At 60.1% G+C, this 17,949-nt stretch carries 13 protein-coding genes; 5 read left to right on the top strand and 8 right to left on the bottom strand.

Features of this window, described 5'->3' with window-relative positions; all coding sequences use genetic code 11:
* Window positions 1–82 precede the first annotated feature (82 nt).
* Together AC06G5_RS05195 and metR are read left to right on the top strand one after the other, a co-directional pair.
* Window positions 83–5,311: a dermonecrotic toxin domain-containing protein gene (locus AC06G5_RS05195; RefSeq protein WP_480459055.1), complete on the top strand. Its 5,229-nt coding sequence runs from the start codon at window positions 83–85 to the stop codon at window positions 5,309–5,311.
* Between the two features lie 117 nt (window positions 5,312–5,428).
* Window positions 5,429–6,346 carry a transcriptional regulator MetR gene (metR, locus tag AC06G5_RS05190; protein WP_008021042.1) on the top strand — a complete coding sequence of 306 codons (918 nt, stop codon included), beginning with the start codon at window positions 5,429–5,431 and terminating at the stop codon, window positions 6,344–6,346.
* Window positions 6,347–6,478: 132 nt separating this feature from the next.
* On the opposite strand, the gene AC06G5_RS05185 is transcribed toward metR, so the two are convergent.
* The 5 genes from AC06G5_RS05185 to AC06G5_RS05165 all read right to left on the bottom strand — a co-directional run bounded on the left by AC06G5_RS05185 (window position 6,479) and on the right by AC06G5_RS05165 (window position 10,603).
* Window positions 6,479–6,976, bottom strand: a complete 498-nt coding sequence (locus AC06G5_RS05185) for a GNAT family N-acetyltransferase (protein ID WP_413425756.1) — start codon at window positions 6,974–6,976, stop codon at window positions 6,479–6,481.
* Between the two features lie 2 nt (window positions 6,977–6,978).
* Entirely contained in the window at window positions 6,979–7,617 is a 639-nt protein-coding gene (locus tag AC06G5_RS05180) for a LysE family translocator (RefSeq protein ID WP_413425758.1), read from the bottom strand.
* A 23-nt stretch (window positions 7,618–7,640) separates the two neighbouring features.
* Entirely contained in the window at window positions 7,641–8,075 is a 435-nt protein-coding gene (locus AC06G5_RS05175) for an NUDIX hydrolase (RefSeq protein ID WP_413425760.1), read from the bottom strand.
* Window positions 8,076–8,229: 154 nt separating this feature from the next.
* Entirely contained in the window at window positions 8,230–9,555 is a 1,326-nt protein-coding gene (locus tag AC06G5_RS05170; protein ID WP_413425762.1) for an APC family permease, read from the bottom strand.
* Window positions 9,556–9,781: 226 nt separating this feature from the next.
* The gene (locus tag AC06G5_RS05165) at window positions 9,782–10,603 is read right to left on the bottom strand and encodes a carbon-nitrogen hydrolase family protein (protein WP_413425764.1); all 822 of its coding nucleotides are present in this window, start codon (window positions 10,601–10,603) and stop codon (window positions 9,782–9,784) included.
* 124 nt (window positions 10,604–10,727) lie between these two features.
* Between AC06G5_RS05165 and AC06G5_RS05160 the strand changes: the two genes are divergently transcribed.
* Together AC06G5_RS05160 and AC06G5_RS05155 are read left to right on the top strand one after the other, a co-directional pair.
* Window positions 10,728–11,528 (top strand): helix-turn-helix transcriptional regulator, encoded by an 801-nt coding sequence (locus AC06G5_RS05160; RefSeq protein ID WP_413425766.1) that lies wholly within the window; start codon window positions 10,728–10,730, stop codon window positions 11,526–11,528.
* Between the two features lie 165 nt (window positions 11,529–11,693).
* Window positions 11,694–13,313 (top strand): FMN-binding glutamate synthase family protein, encoded by a 1,620-nt coding sequence (locus AC06G5_RS05155; RefSeq protein WP_111281241.1) that lies wholly within the window; start codon window positions 11,694–11,696, stop codon window positions 13,311–13,313.
* A 27-nt stretch (window positions 13,314–13,340) separates the two neighbouring features.
* On the opposite strand, the gene AC06G5_RS05150 is transcribed toward AC06G5_RS05155, so the two are convergent.
* From AC06G5_RS05150 to AC06G5_RS05140, 3 genes are read right to left on the bottom strand one after another with little or no spacing between them, the layout of a single operon-like run.
* Window positions 13,341–14,849: a glucosyltransferase domain-containing protein gene (locus AC06G5_RS05150; protein ID WP_480459054.1), complete on the bottom strand. Its 1,509-nt coding sequence runs from the start codon at window positions 14,847–14,849 to the stop codon at window positions 13,341–13,343.
* 1 nt (window position 14,850) lies between these two features.
* The gene (locus AC06G5_RS05145) at window positions 14,851–15,792 is read right to left on the bottom strand and encodes a glycosyltransferase family 2 protein (protein ID WP_413425770.1); all 942 of its coding nucleotides are present in this window, start codon (window positions 15,790–15,792) and stop codon (window positions 14,851–14,853) included.
* Window positions 15,789–16,163 carry a GtrA family protein gene (locus AC06G5_RS05140; RefSeq protein WP_413425773.1) on the bottom strand — a complete coding sequence of 125 codons (375 nt, stop codon included), beginning with the start codon at window positions 16,161–16,163 and terminating at the stop codon, window positions 15,789–15,791. Before AC06G5_RS05140 ends, AC06G5_RS05145 begins: the two co-directional genes overlap by 4 nt.
* A gap of 245 nt (window positions 16,164–16,408) precedes the next feature.
* Between AC06G5_RS05140 and AC06G5_RS05135 the strand changes: the two genes are divergently transcribed.
* Window positions 16,409–17,533, top strand: coding sequence for an OpgC family protein (locus AC06G5_RS05135; RefSeq protein WP_413425775.1), 1,125 nt, complete (start codon window positions 16,409–16,411; stop codon window positions 17,531–17,533).
* Window positions 17,534–17,949: the final 416 nt, after the last annotated feature.

Raw genomic sequence — 17,949 nt, 5'->3', positions numbered from 1 at the left:
TATGTACCGCCAGTCCCTGATACGACGAACCTTTAATGGGGGCAACGCCGGCACACGCCCGGCCCTTTGGAGAACTATCGTCATGGTCGACGAACCCACCCCCCTACCGGCCGAATTCGGTCTCACGCGCACTTTGCCGTCCAGCCTGGATGAAAGCCTGATACTGAGCGCTTCGGCGCGCTGCAATGAGTACCGCGATCAATGGCTCGAGCTCATGGCGCAGAGCCCGCAGTCGATACTCGAGGGTCATTGGTGGAGCACCCGCGCTCGCGGTACCGACGTTTCACGCAGAGCCCTGGCGATGAGGCTGTATCACCAGCATTTCGAGGCATCGAGCCAACTGGCATTCGCCCAGGGCAGCCTGACTGTCGAGCAGATCAAGTCCGTGCACACGCTGATTGATCCCGCCAAACCGGCAACGACGCCTGAGGTCCCGGCGATCCAGGTCGAACGATTGACGCTGAAGACCGCCGATGACACACGCATCGAACTTGCCGGGGCCCTGGTCATCACCCGGGATACCGGTCAAGTGGTCGCGCAAATGTTATATCTGCCTTCCCGGCCAGTGGCCTGGGTGAACTTCCAGAACCGCAATGAAATGCAACGCTGGCTGATCGAGCATCAGCAACAACTGATTGACTCGTCCGGACCGGGCGTCGCCAGCATCGATTACACCGTGCTGGCAAATGCCCCGCTGACCGGTAGTGTCGACTTCCTGTTGACGCATTTGTCCACAGCACAGGTCAGTCAGTCGCAGCGCCAGGCAGTTTTTGCCCAGCCCACTGACCTGTCGCCAACGGACCCGAACGAGGTTGATGACCAGTCCCTGTTCGGCCTGTTGAACCCCGACATTCCCCTGAATGGGCGACGTAGCGCCCTGACGCAGCAGCACGCGGCACTGGAAAGCCTGTTCGACACGTCCAATGCTTTCCTCCTGTCCGTGCTGAAACAGCAACTTGATGCACTGACGGCCGCCGAACAGGCCAGCGCCACTGCTGCGTCAACGCTACTCGACACCCGCAACCCGCTCAATCTGCTGGAACTGCGCAACCTGCCAAACCCTCACTACACCGCTCTTTACCAGGCACGTCTCGCCGGCCTGCGTGCCGAGGCCGATGTTCAACTGAGCCTGAACCAGATCAGCGCCGAAGAACATCAATGGCTCAAAACCGTCCTGGACGCGCCGGATAAAACGGATCAACAAGCTGACGTGGCGGTGGCCCGCGTTACGCTGGTAGCGGCCGATGTCGAGGGCGCCAGCACGCCGGTCCCCCAGGAACTGGATGGCGTATTGCTTTTCACTCATCCGTCCGCGTTGCTGACCGACGCGCCCCATAGCCTTTTACTCTACTGGCCTGGCTACTTTGGAGGACTGCAACGCTTTGACTCTAGACAGGCCCTGGAAAGGACAGTGTTCAAACTGACGGCCAGCGAAAACACTTTGGTGCTACGCCTGTCGGTGCTGTCCCGTGATCCGATTGAATACTCATTGCAAAACCAGCTCTATGCCTGCCAACAACAGGCAGTCCGAATCATTGCCGACAATCCCGCGCCGCAACGTGCCGATCAGCGCAGCCAAGCCCTGGAAAAACTGCGCGAGCAAGCCCTGGCCAGCCTCACGGTACCCATCCCGGCCGCTCGGGAACTGGCCTACGCGCAGTTGCTCGAGCAACACCAGAGCGGCGTATTGGCGGGCAATTTGCCACAATGGCTTGGCACGCTGCCCGAGGCTCAGCGCTCGCGACTCAAAGGGTTGTTCACTGCCTACATCAAGGCGATGAAGCGCTCCCATGAACTGCTCGAACGCGATCTGCCGCCAAGGGAAGCCTTCGCTGAAAAGGCCATCGACATCAAGCTGAGCCTGGAGTTTGGCCTCACAGAAAAGGTCGAGGTGCTGCTCGACCTGCCCGACTCTACCTACTGGCAAAAAGTCGTCATGGAGGGTGCCGCGCCAGGTACGCCTCAGCAAAACATGCTGTTTGCCAGCCAGCAACGCAGCAAGTTGTCACTCGCCGAGCTGGCACTCAGCAATATCGATGAAGCCATGTGGCTGCGCCTGACGTTCATGCGAGTCGAGATGAGCGGGGCCGATGAGGCACAACGTCAGAAGTTGCAAATCGGCATCACCCAAATGTGGTTGCGCGCGCTGGTTACCGAACTTGACCTGGCCGGACACTATGAAACGCTGATCCGCGAGACCTTCCTCGGCAGCGTGGCTGCGTCGACCTTCAGCAATGAATATCGTCGCGAATGCCTGAGCGAGCCGTGGCGCCTGATGCTCAAACTGCAAGGCGAGTTCGCTTTGCTGCAACGACAGATCACCACCGACGGGCACCGGTTGCTGGAGATCGCCATCGAGGCCAATAGCCGTGAAGCCTATGCGGCCAACGGCAAACACATCGTGCTATTGCCAGCGCACCTGACGGTGGGCGGTGAGGACACCCCGCATCAGGGGCCGAGCCCCCTGGCCGGCGTCACCTTCATCGTGGAACAGATCAGCGGCCTGACCCTGCTTTACCTGCCCGACAGCCCTGACGGTGTCTTTCTACGTCAGTACGACACCCTTGAAGAAGCGCGCAAAGCCCTGTTCAACCTGTGCCTGCAGACACGAATGGTCAACTACCTGGCCGGCCGCGCAATCAATGGCAATTTTGAACACCACGTCAGCCGGATCAACCAGGCGTTGTTGAAAAACTTCGATGCCATGATCGGCACGGGCATGGCCTGGCCGGCCACCACCTCACTGGCGGTCCACCTGGTCAATGTCCACATGGGCCGTTTGCTCGAAGCGCACCGGACGACATCGCGCTCCAACGATGCCTTGTACTTTGAGCGTGCCGCATTGAAGTGCGGCGCTCTGTACAACTACCTGAAAATGGCCTTGGGCATGGTGCCTTTCGTGGGCACGGCCATCGCATTGTATGACGCCTGGAGCAGCGCAAATCTGGCGGTTGGCGCTTTCCTTCGTGGCGATGTCGGTCATGGTCTGGCCGAAGTGGAATCGGTGCTTATGTCATTGATCGACGCCGCGATGGACATCCTTCCCGGTGCCAGTGCCGGTTCCAGCCCGGCGACGGCGGCTCGTTCGCTGACGCGAGTACGACAGCTCGGAAAAACGGGCAATGCCGCCAGGGCGCTACGTCCCTTGAGGGCCATCCGTCATGCCAGGCAAGTTGTCGAGCGATTCGCGGGTTACGAGTACGAAAACCTGATCAGTCTTGCCGGCCTGCAGCCAGGGACTCACGGGATCTATCGCAATGTCTATCGGCATGCAGACGGCGACTTCATCGTTCGACAGGGTCGCATTTTCCAGATCGAGTGGAGCAACGACTCACGGAACTGGCGCTTGACCGGCACTCGAATGAAAACCTACAAGCAGCCGATAGCGGTTGATGAAGCGGGTGACTGGGATACTTACTTCCATGTCCACGGCAAGACATTCGAAGGTGGGGGGCTCGGTGGCGGCGCCGTCCTGGGTCACCTGGCCGACGGACTCGATCCACTCTGGCCAGCGGCGATTCGCGAACGGTTGCCACGCTGGTGGGCCGATCAGCGTTTTCGTCGGCAACACGCATTGACTGAGGCTGCCGACAACCTGGCACCGCAACTCGATGCCCAAGTGTCACGGACCAATACCGTGCTGCAAAATTACAACGGCAGCACCCTCGAGAATCGTGCGGCCCTCAGACAGGCCGCCGAAACGTCCTGCATCACCGACATTGAAATGGCCTCCAGGCATTACCGGACACTGGTTGATCTATTGCCTCTGACCCAAGGCAATAAAAGGCGTGCCCTCGTGGAGATGCAGAGCAATGACGCGCTGATTCTGGCTGACCGACACCAGCAGCGCCTGTACTTTGCCAATCATCGCGCGGTCAACTTGCTGGATCTGAGCGACGCCCTCATCCTCCGCCTGGACCGGATGCCACACGATGACCTCGCCGCGCGCCTGCGCGTTCTCGAGCACATCAGAAAGGTGCGCGTGGACTTCGTCCGCGAACTGGATGCCATCGATGTCATCCATCGCGATTTCAATCTGTGGTACGAGCGCATGACCGTCGCCGCACACAAGAGACAATTGACGCCCACCGTCAGAATGCTCGCAGGACGCCTGAGCGAGGCCAACAAGCTTTACCTGAAAACCGGGCACCTCCTGGAAGTGATCAAGCGTTTCGATACGGCCAGTGATGTCTCGTGGCTCTATCTGCAACAGCAGTCCCGGAACCTGCGGGCCAGGGTGGATCGTGCACTGTTCACTCAATACAGCCTGTCCGAAGTCTCCGCGACCAAGGCGCAACGTACTCAAATACTGCGCGACTGCCTCGAGGCGTACGGTCAGTTTCGCCGCGACATGAAAATCTGGACCGCCAGTTATCCACAGCACTTTCACCTGGAATGGGTCGCTCCCTTGATGGAGGGCATCGAAAGGATGGCCGAGCGGGCGCGCAAGGGCATTCAGGAACCGACACTGGCCTCCGCTCCGGGGCATGGCAACAAGAAAATCTTCATTACCGATGACGATCAGCTACTGATCGGCGTCGAGCACTGGGAACCGACCACTCAAACGCGGCGATACACCCTGACCGGCCAAGGCGCAACCAACGAAGTCTGGGAGCAGGATATCCATGGCAAATTCCGCCTGGCCAATCCTGTGGAGCAACCAGCTCAAAACATTCAAAGGGACCTGGATTCATTGCTGACCGATGCCCGCCGTCGACTCGATGCGGTGGACACCTACAAGGCCAAGGTCCAGAGCTACGCAACTCAGGACATGTCGCCGGTCGACCTTGAACACATGCTGATCAGCGAAGCCGCGGAGTTGAGGCTTCGAGCCCAGGCCATCGAACAGCTCTCGCCGTCTGCGCCGATGGTCGTGCAATTGCGCAACCGTGCAGATGAATTGACGCGGGCCGCACGCACCCTGCGTATCGATCAAACCCTTAAAAGCGCCACGCCTACCGAGGGCTATCTGGACTATCTGCTGGAGCAGAAGGTGGTGGATATCCGCAAGGAAGGCGGACTGCGGGACCTGGGCAAACGCGCGGATGGCCGCCGGGATTTCCTGCAGGAGTACGAGGTACGCGACCTGACCGGTGAATCGGCGCGAACGCTATGGTATGCGCACTTTCACTACACTTCGGCGACGTCGCAATTCAGCGACTTCGTCAAAGGCCACCTGAAATTGCCCGCACAGCGCAACCTCGGTTTGAAATGGCAGGAGGCGACGGCCAGCAGCGGTGCCGCGGTCGAGTCGATCTGGCGCGGCGACATCGGTAAACCGCTAGGCAACAAGCACTTTTCCGCACTGTGAAGCAATAACGGCGGAGCACGCAATGTGCTCCGCCGTGCTTATGGTCGACAGCGGCATCAACATGAGACAAACTCAACCTTTTCGGTTTATCGACAAGTTTTCCTCATGGAGCCCCCGGTGCTTGAAATCCGTCACCTGAAGACCCTGCACGCCTTGCGCGAAGCCGACAGCCTGGTGGATGCGGCCGACCGCCTGCACCTGACGCAGTCGGCCCTGTCCCACCAGTTCAAGGAGCTGGAAGAGCGCATGGGCATGCCGTTATTCGTGCGCAAGACCAAACCGGTGCGTTTCACCAGCGCCGGTTTGCGTCTGCTGCAACTGGCTGACGCCACCCTGCCGCTGCTGCGTGCCGCCGAGCGCGACATCAGTCGTCTGGCCGGTGGCACCGCCGGGCGCCTGCATATGGCCATCGAATGCCACAGTTGCTTCCAGTGGCTGATGCCGACCATCGACCAGTTCCGTGATGCCTGGCCGGAAGTCGAACTGGACCTGGCCTCGGGTTTCTCCTTCGCCCCGTTGCCGGCGCTGGCCCGTGGCGACCTGGACCTGGTGGTGACTTCCGACCCGGTGGACCTGGCCGGGATCACCTATGTACCGCTGTTCACCTATGAAGCGATGCTGGCGGTGGCCAACCAGCACCGCCTGGCCGGCAAGGCCTATATCGTCCCCGAAGACCTGCTCCCGGAAACCCTGATCACCTACCCGGTTGAACGGGACCGGCTGGACATCTTCACCCGCTTCCTCGAACCCGCCGACATCGAACCGGCCCAGGTGCGCACCTCGGAACTGACGGTGATGATGATGCAGCTGGTAGCCAGCGGTCGTGGTGTATGTGGCATGCCCCATTGGGCGCTGCACGAGTACAGCTCCCGGGGTTATGTGAAGGCCAAGCGATTGGGCGAAAAGGGCTTGTTTGCGACGCTGTATGCGGCGATCCGCGCCGACATGCTGGATGCACCGTATATGCGCGACTTTTTGCTGACGGCCAAGGACACGTCGTTTTCGACGCTGGATGGGGTTAGCGCCGTTCGCTAGAACAACACATCCATCTGTAGGAGCGAGCTTGCTCGCGATAAACCTGAGAGCAACACGGGGTGTCAGGCTTCCAGCGTTATCTTTGATGACCATCGCGAGCGAGCTCGCTCCTACAGGGGATCCATGTGATGGTTAGATCTCGCGCCACATGTGGATCTTGTCGAAGTAATCCTCGCCCACCCGCACAGCCATCGGCTCCAGGCCAAACTGGATGAAGCCGCAGCGCTGGTACAGGTTGAACGCGGCATCGTTGCCGGCGGTGACGGTCAATTTGATCAATCGCAGTTCCTGATGGGACCGCGCTTCGGCCAGAACAGCCTGCACCAAATGAAAACCGAGTCCACGCTGGCGAACGTTGGCGGACACGTACATGCCGAACAACGTCGCCTTGTGCCGGACCTTTTCCCGAGGTTCGAACGCCAGCCCGACAATGCCCGCCAACTTGCCCTCCTCGAACGCACCGAACACCACATCGAGCTTGCCGGTCAGGCGCGACTCCCACCAGCCCAGTGGCATCGCCGCCCGCTCGCGCACACTCGAGGTGAAGGCTTGCGGGTGCAGGTCATAGGCTTCGAGCATCAGTGCCCGATAGTCCAGGGCATGGCTGGCATCCAGTCGCTCGATCCACATGCTCAGGCCATCCGTTTTTGCTCAAGCATCAGCCGCACCGCCAGCCCCGACAATACGAAGCCCATGAAATAGCGTTGCATCGCCAGCCAGGTCGGATTGTTGACGAACCATGAGGCAATGCCCGCGGCAAACATGGCGATCATCAGGTTGACGCAAAAACTGACGCTGATCTGGGTCAGGCCGAGGATGATGCTCTGGCTGAACACCGAGCCGTGCTCCGGCGTGATGAACTGCGGAAACACCGACAGATAGAACACTGCGATCTTCGGGTTCAGGGCACTGGTCAGAAAACCCATGGTGATCAGTTTGCGTGACGAGTCCGGGGGCAACTGCTGTGCCTCGAACGGCGAGCGCGCACCGGGTTTGACCGCCTGCCAGGCCAGCCACAACAGGTACAGCGCACCGGCCCACTTCAACACCTCATAGGCCATCGGCACCGCCAAAAACACTGCCGTCAAACCGGCGGCCGCAGCAAACAGGTGCACGAAGAATCCGGCGGCCACCCCCAGCAACGAAATCACCCCGGCCTTGCGTCCCTGGCAGATCGAGCGAGAAATCAGGTAGATCATGTTCGGCCCCGGCGTCAGCACCATCAGCAACGCGGCAGCAGCAAAAATCAGCAAGTCTTGAAGCGGGATCATGGGCGAAGTCCTTTGCGTAATGATCAGGCGATCGCGGTCAGCGATGCTCGATAAAACGGCAAGATCAGGTCCCGTGTCAATGGCGCCAGGCTGACACCGCCATCGGTGGCCGGGTCGATCCAGAGCACTTCTTCGATCTCCGCCGCCGGAGTGACGTCGCAATGAATATTCAGCTGAAAGAGCTCGGCGTGTACGACAAACCCCGGTTCGTTGGCGGCCGGAGCCGAGAAGTGACCGAGGTAAACAGCCTGCGCCGGGTCGATGTCCAGCCCAAGTTCTTCTTCCAGCTCCCGGGCCAAGGCGTGAACCGGCAGTTCATGGGGCTCGATCTTGCCGCCCGGTTGCATGAAGGCCGTGGTGCCGCGCTTGCGCACCAGCAAGGTGCGGCCATCAGGGCCGATCAACAGGGCGGCGGCGATGTGGATAAGTCCAGCGGGCTGGGCAGAAAACGTCGTCATGAACAAAGGCCTTCAACTCAAAAGCGCCAAGGATCACATGTCCGCCCTGTAGGAGCGAGCTTGCTCGCGATGGTCGTGAACGAAAACGCGTAAAACCAGATGCCCATCGGTGCTCTCAGGTTTTTCGCGAGCAAGCTCGCTCCTACAGTTTCCTCTATGCAGCTTCCTGGAAATCCATTTCCGGCGGCTGGCGACGGAAACCACCGGTCAACACCGCCAGGTACATCACGCCAATCGCCAGCCAGCTCAGGCCCAGGTAAACCGCCAAATGATCGAGGCTGACCATCAGCCACAAATCCGCCGCCAGGCCGATGAACGGGAACAGCAGGAACAGTACGAACTCGCGCAGGCCTTTTTTCTCGCCACCGATCCAGTAATGGAAGATCACCGACAGGTTCACCAGGCTGAATGCCAGGAACGCGCCGAAGTTGATGAAAGAGGTCGAGGTGGTCACGTCCAGTTTCAGCGCCAGCAAGGCCACGACCGCGCACAGCAGGATGCTGTTGATCGGCGTGCCGAAACGTTCGTGCAAGGTTCCGAAGAACGATTTCGGCAGCACACCGTCACGGCCCATGGCGTATAGCAGGCGCGAGCCGCTGGCCTGCGCCGACAGACCTGAAGCGAACTGGCCGACGATCAGGCCGATCAGGAAGATCGAGACGAACAGGTCGCCACCGACGTTGCGGGCAATTTCATAGGCCGCCGAGTCGACGTTATCGAACTGGAAGGACGGATGAGCGATCTGCACGAAATACGACACGCCGACGAAAATCAGGCCACCGATCAGTGTGATCAGCATGATCGCCCGGGGAATGGTGCGGCGTGGATCGCGGGTTTCTTCGGTCAGGGTGCTGACCGCGTCGAAACCGAGGAACGAATAACAGGCAATGGCCGCGCCGCTCATGATCAAGGGCATCTGCATATCGCCGTTGAAGAACGGTTTGATCGACCACAACGGCGTGCTGGCGTCACCGCCGACGTAGTGCACGCACAGCGCGACAAAGGCGATCAGCACCAGGAACTGCACCAGCATCAGCAAGGCATTGATGCCGTTGGCCAGTTTCAGGCCGATGATGTTGATCGCGCTGGTGATGCCGATGAACGCCAACACCCAGATCCACTGCGGCACCGCCGGGAAGGCGGAGTTGAGGTAGGCCGCGCCGATCAGCCAGATCGCCATGGGCAAAAACAGGTAGTCGAGCAGCACCGCCCAACCGGCGATGAAGCCGAGCTTGGGGCTGATGGCCTTGCGCACATAGCTGTAGGCCGAGCCGGCCACCGGGAACGCCGAGGCCATGCGGCCGTAACTCATGGCGGTGAAGAACATGGCCACCAACGCCGCCAGGTAAGCGGCCGGCACCATGCCGGCGGTGGATTGAGCGAGGATGCCAAAGGTGCCGAGCACAATGATCGGCGTCATGTAGGCGATGCCAAACAGCACCACCGACCCCAGTGACAGGGTGCGTTGCAAACGAGCCATGAGCGACTACTCCGGATTTTATTGGATTTATGGCAGAGCCGAGTTCGGCGCAGGATATTCGGGTGTTGCGTTATTGTTCTTGGGTCAAGGGTCGAGCATGCGTGTTGTTTGTGCCGGCCTCTTCGCGAGCAAGCCCGCTCCCACAGGGGATCTCGGGCGTTCACAAGACCAATGTGGGAGCGGGCTTGCTCGCGAAGGCGTCAGCCCGGTCAACACAAAATCCGGATCAACGCACAGGAATCAGCAGCTCGCGCAACCCACAAGCATGCTCAACCCTCTCCCCCGGCAACTTCAGCCGCTGGTCATCCAGGTAGCGATAATCCTGGCGCGCCGCCGTCAACAGGTTCAGGTCCAGCTCGACCGCGAACTGCCCTTCCTCGCGTCCGGCTTCAAACAACAAAGTGCCCAACGGATCGACCAGCGCACTGCCACCGGCAAAGAGCAAGCCACCATCACCCTCTTCCACCCGGTTGACCATCAGCGCAAACGCCTGGTTTTCCTGGGCGCGGGCCATGATCGCGGTGCGATGGGTGGGGCCGTAGGGGTCCATGTTGCCGTTGGTGACGATCAGCAACTCGGCGCCGAGTTGCGCCAAGGCACGGGCGCTTTCCGGGAACTCGATGTCGTAGCAAATCAGCAGGCCCACGCGCACACCGTTCCACAGGCAGGTGGCGTAGCGATCACCCGCCTCATAGACGCCGCGATCCGAGGCCCACAGGTGAGTCTTGCGGTATTTCAGGGAGATGCCTTCGGGGGTGATCAGCAGCGTGGTGTTGTAGAAACGGCCGTTGTCGTTTTCGGCCATGCCGATGGCCACGGCGATATTGTGCTGGCGAGCGGCGGCGATCACTGCACTGACGGAGGGTCCGTCCAGCGGCTCGGCCACCTCGGCCACGGACTCGGCCGAAGGGAAGCCCATCAAGTGGCCCTCAGGGAACATGATCAGCTGCGTGTCGGCGCCGCATGCGGCAATGGCCGCCAGGGTGCGTTCGAGGTTGTAAGCCGTGTCGTTGTCACGACCTGCCAATTGGGCGAGCTCGACCTTCATGGATATTCCTTGTCATGGGCCGGGCGGCAGAAAGATTGCCCGGTCGGTGTCTGTGCGCCAGTATGCGCAGCAAGCAACCGGGCGGGGAATCACGCCGCTGGGGTAACACGATAGGGGTAGATGCATGACACTCTCGTTGGACGACATCGCCTGGCACCGTTCGGTGGGGCAACTGATCGACGCCCTGGACAAGCCCAATTTCTGGACCCAGCTTGTGCGTTTGCTGGATCAATACGTGACTTTCGACAGTTGGGTGGCCCTGCTTTTCAGCGCCGACCAGCGTCCGCAGGTGTTCGCCGAGTGCCCGGGCGAAGATGGCAGCCCCGACCAGTTGTTCCAGGATTACCTGCGCGGCCTGTACCTGCTCGACCCGTTCTACATCGCCTGCCGCGAGCAATCGCGCACCGGGCTGTATCGTCTGTCGGAAGTGGCCCCGGAGCATTTCGAGCTGACCGAGTATTACCAGCGCTACTTTCGTCTGAATGTGGTGGCCGACGAAATCCAGTTCAATTGCCAGCTCGAAGGCGACCGCACGCTGTGCCTGTCACTGGGCAGCACGCAGCGCTTCAGCAGCCAGCAGATCGCCTTGCTGTCGCTGATCCAGCCGTGGGTACTCGGGTTGTTACGCCAGCGTCTACCTTATGAAATCAATGAAGTCGTGGCCCTGGCCCCCGCGCCGCCGCAAGCCGACTGGCGGGTGCAACTGGAAGCGTCGGTGCAGCAACTCAAAGGCGCGCAGTTGACGGCCCGGGAGCTGGATGTCGGGCGTTTGATGCTCAGCGGTTGCTCCAGTAAAGAAATCGCTCGTAAGCTGGAAATCTCCGTCGAAACCGTGAAAGTCCATAAGAAACACATGTACAGCAAGCTGGGAATCAAATCCCAGTCCGAGCTGTTTTCGATTTTTCTCCAGGCACAAAATGCCTGAATGCCCTGTGGAACGCTCTGCTTTTCTGTGGGAGCGGGCTTGCTCGCGAAGGCGGTATTTCATACAGCATTTATGTTGGCTGACACACCGCTTTCGCGAGCAAGCCCGCTCCCACATTGATTTATGCATTGCCAAATTCATTGAGTCCGAACCCAAGGAAACCGTATGAGCCTGTCACTCCTGAGCCGCTACGCCTTCTTTGCCGTCTGCGTGATCTTCACCCTCGCCAGCCTGCCCTTCCTTGAATACGACTGGCTCTGGCCAATTACCGCTGTCACCGCCGTCCTCAGTCTGATCGGCCTGTTCGATCTTCTGCAAAGTCCGCATGCTGTGCGGCGTAATTACCCGATCCTCGGCAATATCCGTTATCTGGTCGAAGGCATCCGCCCGGAAATCCGCCAGTACCTGCTCGAATCCGACAGCGACGCCCTGCCCTTCTCCCGGGCCCAGCGTTCGCTGGTCTATTCCCGGGCCAAGAACGAAACCGCCGACAAACCGTTCGGCACGCTGATTGACGTGTACCAGTCGGGTTTCGAATTCATCGGCCATTCGATGCGCCCGGCGCCATTGAGCGACCCGAGCAGTTTCCGCGTCACCGTCGGCGGTCCGCAGTGCACCCAGCCGTATTCGGCGTCGGTGTTCAACATCTCGGCCATGAGCTTCGGCTCCCTCAGCGCCAATGCGATCCGCGCGTTGAACCAGGGCGCCAAGCTCGGCAACTTCGCCCATGACACCGGCGAAGGCAGCATCAGCCCCTATCACCGCGAGCACGGCGGTGACCTGACCTGGGAACTGGGCAGCGGCTATTTCGGCTGCCGCACCAGCGACGGTCGCTTCGACCCGGAGCGCTTCGCGGCGCAAGCCCGGACGCCGCAAGTGCGGATGATCGAAATCAAGATGAGCCAGGGCGCCAAACCCGGCCATGGCGGCATCCTGCCCAAGCACAAGGTCACCCGGGAAATCGCCGAAACCCGCGGCATCCTGATGGGCGAGGACTGCGTGTCACCGTCGCGCCACACGGCGTTTTCCACGCCGATCGAAATGATGCATTTCATCGCCCAACTGCGTGAGTTGTCCGGTGGCAAACCGGTGGGCTTCAAGTTCTGTCTCGGCCATCCGTGGGAGTTCATGGGCATCGCCAAGGCCATGCTGGAGACGGGCATCCTGCCGGACTTCATCGTCGTCGATGGCAAGGAAGGCGGCACTGGCGCAGCGCCTGTGGAGTTCACCGACCACATCGGCGTGCCGATGCGCGAGGGCCTGCTATTCGTCCACAACACCCTGGTGGGCCTGAACCTGCGGGACAAGATCAAACTCGGCGCCAGCGGCAAGATCGTCAGCGCCTTCGACATCGCCAGCGTGTTGGCCATCGGCGCCGACTGGGCCAACTCGGCGCGCGGCTTCATGTTCGCCATCGGCTGCATCCAGTCGCAGAGCTGCCATACCAATAAATGCCCGACCGGCGTCGCCACTCAGGACACCCTGCGCCAGCGTGCGCTGGTGGTACCGGACAAAGCCCAGCGCGTATTCAATTTCCACCGCAACACCCTCAAGGCCCTGGCGGAAATGCTTGCCGCGGCCGGCCTCGAACATCCGTCGCAACTGTCGGCCAAGCACCTGGTACGGCGCATGTCGGCGACCGAGATCAAGCTGTTCTCGCAGTTGCACGTGTTCCTCAAGCCCGGCGAGTTGCTGACCGGTGAAGTGAACGGTGAGTTCTACTCACGGATGTGGCAGATGGCCCGGGCCGACAGTTTCGAGCCCCATGAAATAGCGGCAGCATGACCTCGCCGTCCCGGTCAGAATCGCGCATCACCAGCGCAGCGTTTTGGTCGGGGTCGGCTCCTTCATCACGATAAAACCGTAATCGCCGATCAGGTATATCCGGTAGAACTGGCTTTCGACCAACGCCGGATAACCCTGATAGCCGACCCGCGTCGCATTGCGCCGCTCCTGTTCCGCCACCACGTTGGTGATGCCGGCTTTCGGCAGATTCTCGGCCAGCATGTAAAAGTCGGTATTGAGCAGGTAATGCAGCACCGGCATCTGCTTGAACGAGCCGGCTGCCGCCGTTAACCAGTAGTCGGAGTAAGTCACCGACAGGTAAATACGTTTTGCCTCGCGCAGCGCCTGACGACTGGCGATGTCGTACTCAAGGCTGGTCAACGCCATGGACGCGAAGGTTTTCTGCATTGTCAGCACCCGGCCATAGGCGAACGACAACGACAGCATCGCCAGCAGCGGAATGATCAACAACAGTGGCAATCGCTCATGGATCGACGCCAGCGCCAGATGACTCAAATAGAGCAACATCACCAATAGCACAGCGAAGCCCATCAAGGTACGGGCGCCTTCGTTGAAGTCGCGGAAAAACAACGTCACACCGGACACCAGCAGTGTCACCACCGGTAATGTCAGCAAACACACCAGGCTGATCAACAGTTTCTTCGGTCCGCTGTCCTGGCGCGCAGCTACGTTCAGCCCCAACCGCACCGCCCCGGCTAGCGCAAACAATGACAACCCGCCGAACACCCAAAGCCATCCGCCATGGAACAGCAGCACGACTTTTTCCAGGACCCGGGCAATGTTGATCTGGATCTGCATCAAGGGATGGGCCGTCCAATTGAGCAGCGATGTGCGATTGGAGCCCATGAACGGATAAGCACTGATGCTGTAGATCAATCCACCGAGCAAGAGCTGGGCGGTTTTCCAGCCCAGCAGGTCGCGCCAGGGCACCGGGGTTGTTTGATCGTTGGAGGCCCTGAGCAATTCCAGGCAACACAGGCCCAGGAACACATTCAGGCTGACTTGATACAGTCCCAGCGCCAAGGCAATCAGGAACGACGGCACCAGCCATTGCACGCCGCGCCAGGGGTGGCGAAAAGTGATCGCGTAGATCACCGCCACCAGGCTCAGGGTCGTGGCGGGACCGTCGTATTGATAAGACAGGTTTTGCAGGAAAAACGGGTTGTACCAGAGCGGCAACAGCACCAGGCAGCAAGCAACGCTGGGTTGGCGGAAATAATGGAACGTCAGGCTGGTCAGCGCCGACGCCATGGCCAGCGTGGCGATCAACAAGGGCAAGGGAAAAATGTTCGGCGCGGCATGGGTGAAAGTCAGCACGTTGTAGAACAGCTGGGTGAACAGTCGCCCCTGCTCGGACCAGGCCATGCCCGCCGACAGCGAGCGCCAGTTGTCATCGATGTAGGGAAAATCGGCGAGGATCAACGGCAGGACATACAAGAAGGTCGCGAACAGAAAAAACCGCCAGACCTGATGCCGGCTGAGCTCGCGAACGAAGAAGTCGCTGAACCGGCCCATGCTAGCGCCCGCCCCGGGCTTTACCGCCGACGATGTCCTTGATCACGTAGCGCGGCCGGTGCTTGGCCTCGATATAGATGCGACCTATGTACTCGCCGAGGATGCCGATGCCGATCAATTGCACGCCGCCGAGAAACAGGATGGCAGTCATCAGCGACGGATAGCCGGGGACGCTGTTGCCGAAGAAAATCTTGTCCAGCACCATGTACACGGCGTACAGCACCGCGAAAATCGAAATACTGCCACCGACATAAGTCCACAAGCGCAGCGGCACGGTGCTGAACGAGGTCACGCCTTCCAGTGCCAGGTTCCACAGCTTCCAGCCATTGAACTTGCTGCTCCCCGCCACGCGCCCGGCCCGCTCGAACTCCACCACCACGGTGTTGAACCCGGCCCACGACAACACGCCTTTCATGAACAACTGGTGCTCGGGCAGGGACCGGATCACGTCGACCACCTTGCGATCCATCAGCCGGAAGTCGCCAACGTTTTCCTCGATGCGGGTGTAGGCGATGCGATTGAGCACGTGGTAGAAAATCGACGCGCTGTGACGCCTGAGGTAGCCGTCGACGTCCCGGTTGCGGCGCTTGGCGAGTACCACATCGGCGCCCTTCTGCCATTGTTCGACCAGTAACGGGACGACACTGATCGGGTCCTGCAGGTCGACATCCATGGGGATCACGGCATCGCCGCTGGCGTGCTCCAGGCCGGCAAACAGTGCCGGTTCCTTACCGAAGTTACGCGAGAAATTGATCAGCATGACCTGATCATCCGCCTGCGCCAGTGCCGTAGCCTGCTCGGCCGTGCGGTCGGAGCTGCCGTCGTTGATGAACACGATTTCGACCTCGGCGCCCCCCAGCAGCAGCTCGCGGCGCACGGCCTGGTAAAACAGGTTGATCGATTGTTCTTCGTTGAACACCGGGACAATGAGCGAGATTTTCATTGATCACGCTCGCGAAACACCACGTATTTGGAATAAAGGAAACCGAACACCAGGCTCAACGCCGAAAACACGACCACGGTGAGCAAACCGTGCAATTGCCAGACATCGCCCAGATGGCCGATCCCCAGGCTCAATGCCCCCATGCCGAGGAGAAACAGCAGATACCCCGCGACCGTGGCACTGGCGGCGAAAGTGAATTGCGCATTCATGTAGAAGGAAAACGACGCCGCCACGCAGAAGGCGGTCAGGTTGCTGATCGCCTGGCTGAGGCCGGCCGCCACGCTCAACAGGAAAAAGATCTGCCAGTGAATCAGGGTGTTGGCGACCCCGATCACCGTGTAACTGGACAGCCCTTTCCACAACAGTCTCATGCGAGGCTCCCGCTTTAAGAACGTTGCACCCATAAGTATTTGAGTCCGTCTGCTGTCAGAAATCGCAGATTGACGGGCCTTTCAGACCAGCGGCTGAGTCTTGGAGCAACACTCGAGACATCCGGTAATATCCCGGTTTTGCAATTGCCCGCGAATCAGTCCACCCTGCGCGCCGCCGGTTGGACCTGCGGCCTTTTGCACCCGCGGCCAATCCCGTTTTCACTCGCTGTTACGAGCCTGCCGTCATGACGTTAGCACGCGATCACCGGATCGACTTTTTTCGTGGTCTGGCACTGATCTTCATCTTTTGGGATCACGTGCCCCACAACCCTTTGGGGCAAATCACCCTGCGTAATTTCGGTTTCAGCGATGCGGCCGAGGTTTTCGTGTTTCTGGCAGGTTTCGCGGCTGTGCTGGCCTACGGCAAAGTCCTGGCCCGAGACGGTTTCCTGATCGCCTGCGTGAAAATCCTGCGCCGCGCGTGGGTGCTCTATGTGGTGCATATCTTCCTTCTGGCGATGCTGATGGGCATTGTGTTTTTCGCCAACAGTCACGTGGAAACACGGGATCTGGTGGAGGAAATGGGCATGCATCATTTCATCAGCAACCCTCAGCAGGCCCTGATCGATGAACTGCTGTTGCGCTTCAAGCCGAACCTGATGGACCCGTTGCCGCTGTACATCGTGCTGTTGGCGGGCTTGCCGCTGGTGCTGCCGATGTTGGTGCGCAAGGCCTGGGTGGTGGTCACGATGTCCCTGGCACTGTATTTGATGGTGCCACTGGCTGGCTGGAACCTGGCGGCCATCAAGGACGGAGTGTGGTATTTCAATCCTGTCGCCTGGCAGTTGCTGTTCGTGCTCGGCGGTGCCGCCGCGATTCACAGCCAGCGCCCGCGACCGCCCGAAACCCGCCCATTGCTGCGCCAGCCGTTGTTTGTGAGTGCGGCGCTGTATGTCGTGGTCGCCGGTGCGTTGACCGTCCTGTGGCGTTGGCCGGACATACACGATGCCGTGGTGCCGGCGAGCCTGCAAAACGCCCTGTACCCCATCAGCAAGACCAACCTGTCCCCCGTGCGCCTGTTGCATTTTCTCGCACTGGCCTACGTCACGGCGAAACTGATACCCGACAGCGGATGGACACAAAACTGGTTCGCTCAGCAAAGTTGCCGCATGGGCCGTTTCTCGCTGGAGATTTTCTGCCTGGGCGTGCTGCTGGCGCCATTGGCGGACATGGTCAACGCCTTGACCGATGACGCCTTCGCCATGCAGGTCTTTACCGCGCTGGTGGGTGCAGGGTTGATGGCGTTGCTGGGGGCATGGCTGGAGTTAAACAAGCGCTTGAATCGATCACTGCAAACTGCGCCCGCCTGATATGTAGGAGCGAGCTCGCGATGGACCCAAGAGCGCCGCGTTCAGCCAGAAAACACGCGTCATCGTTAACGACCATCGCGAGCAAGCTCGCTCCTACAAAGGGTCGGCGTTTTTTTGTAGGAGCGAGCTCGCTCGCGATGGACCCAAGAGCGCCGCGTTCAGCCAGAAAACACGCGTCATCGTTAACGACCATCGCGAGCAAGCTCGCTCCTACAATGGGTCGGCGTTTTTTTGTAGGAGCGAGCTCGCTCGCGATGGACCCAAGAGCGCCGCGTTCAGCCAGAAAACACGCGTCATCGTTAACGACCATCGCGAGCAAGCTCGCTCCTACAATGGGTCGGCGTTTTTTTGTAGGAGCGAGCTCGCTCGCGATGGACCCAAGAGCGCCGCGTTCAGCCAGAAAACACGCGTCATCG

It is taken from the genome of Pseudomonas sp. WT-JTC (assembly GCF_056711565.1).
Note: the sequence above shows the minus strand (reverse complement) of the source record. Positions and strands in the feature narration are given on the sequence as shown.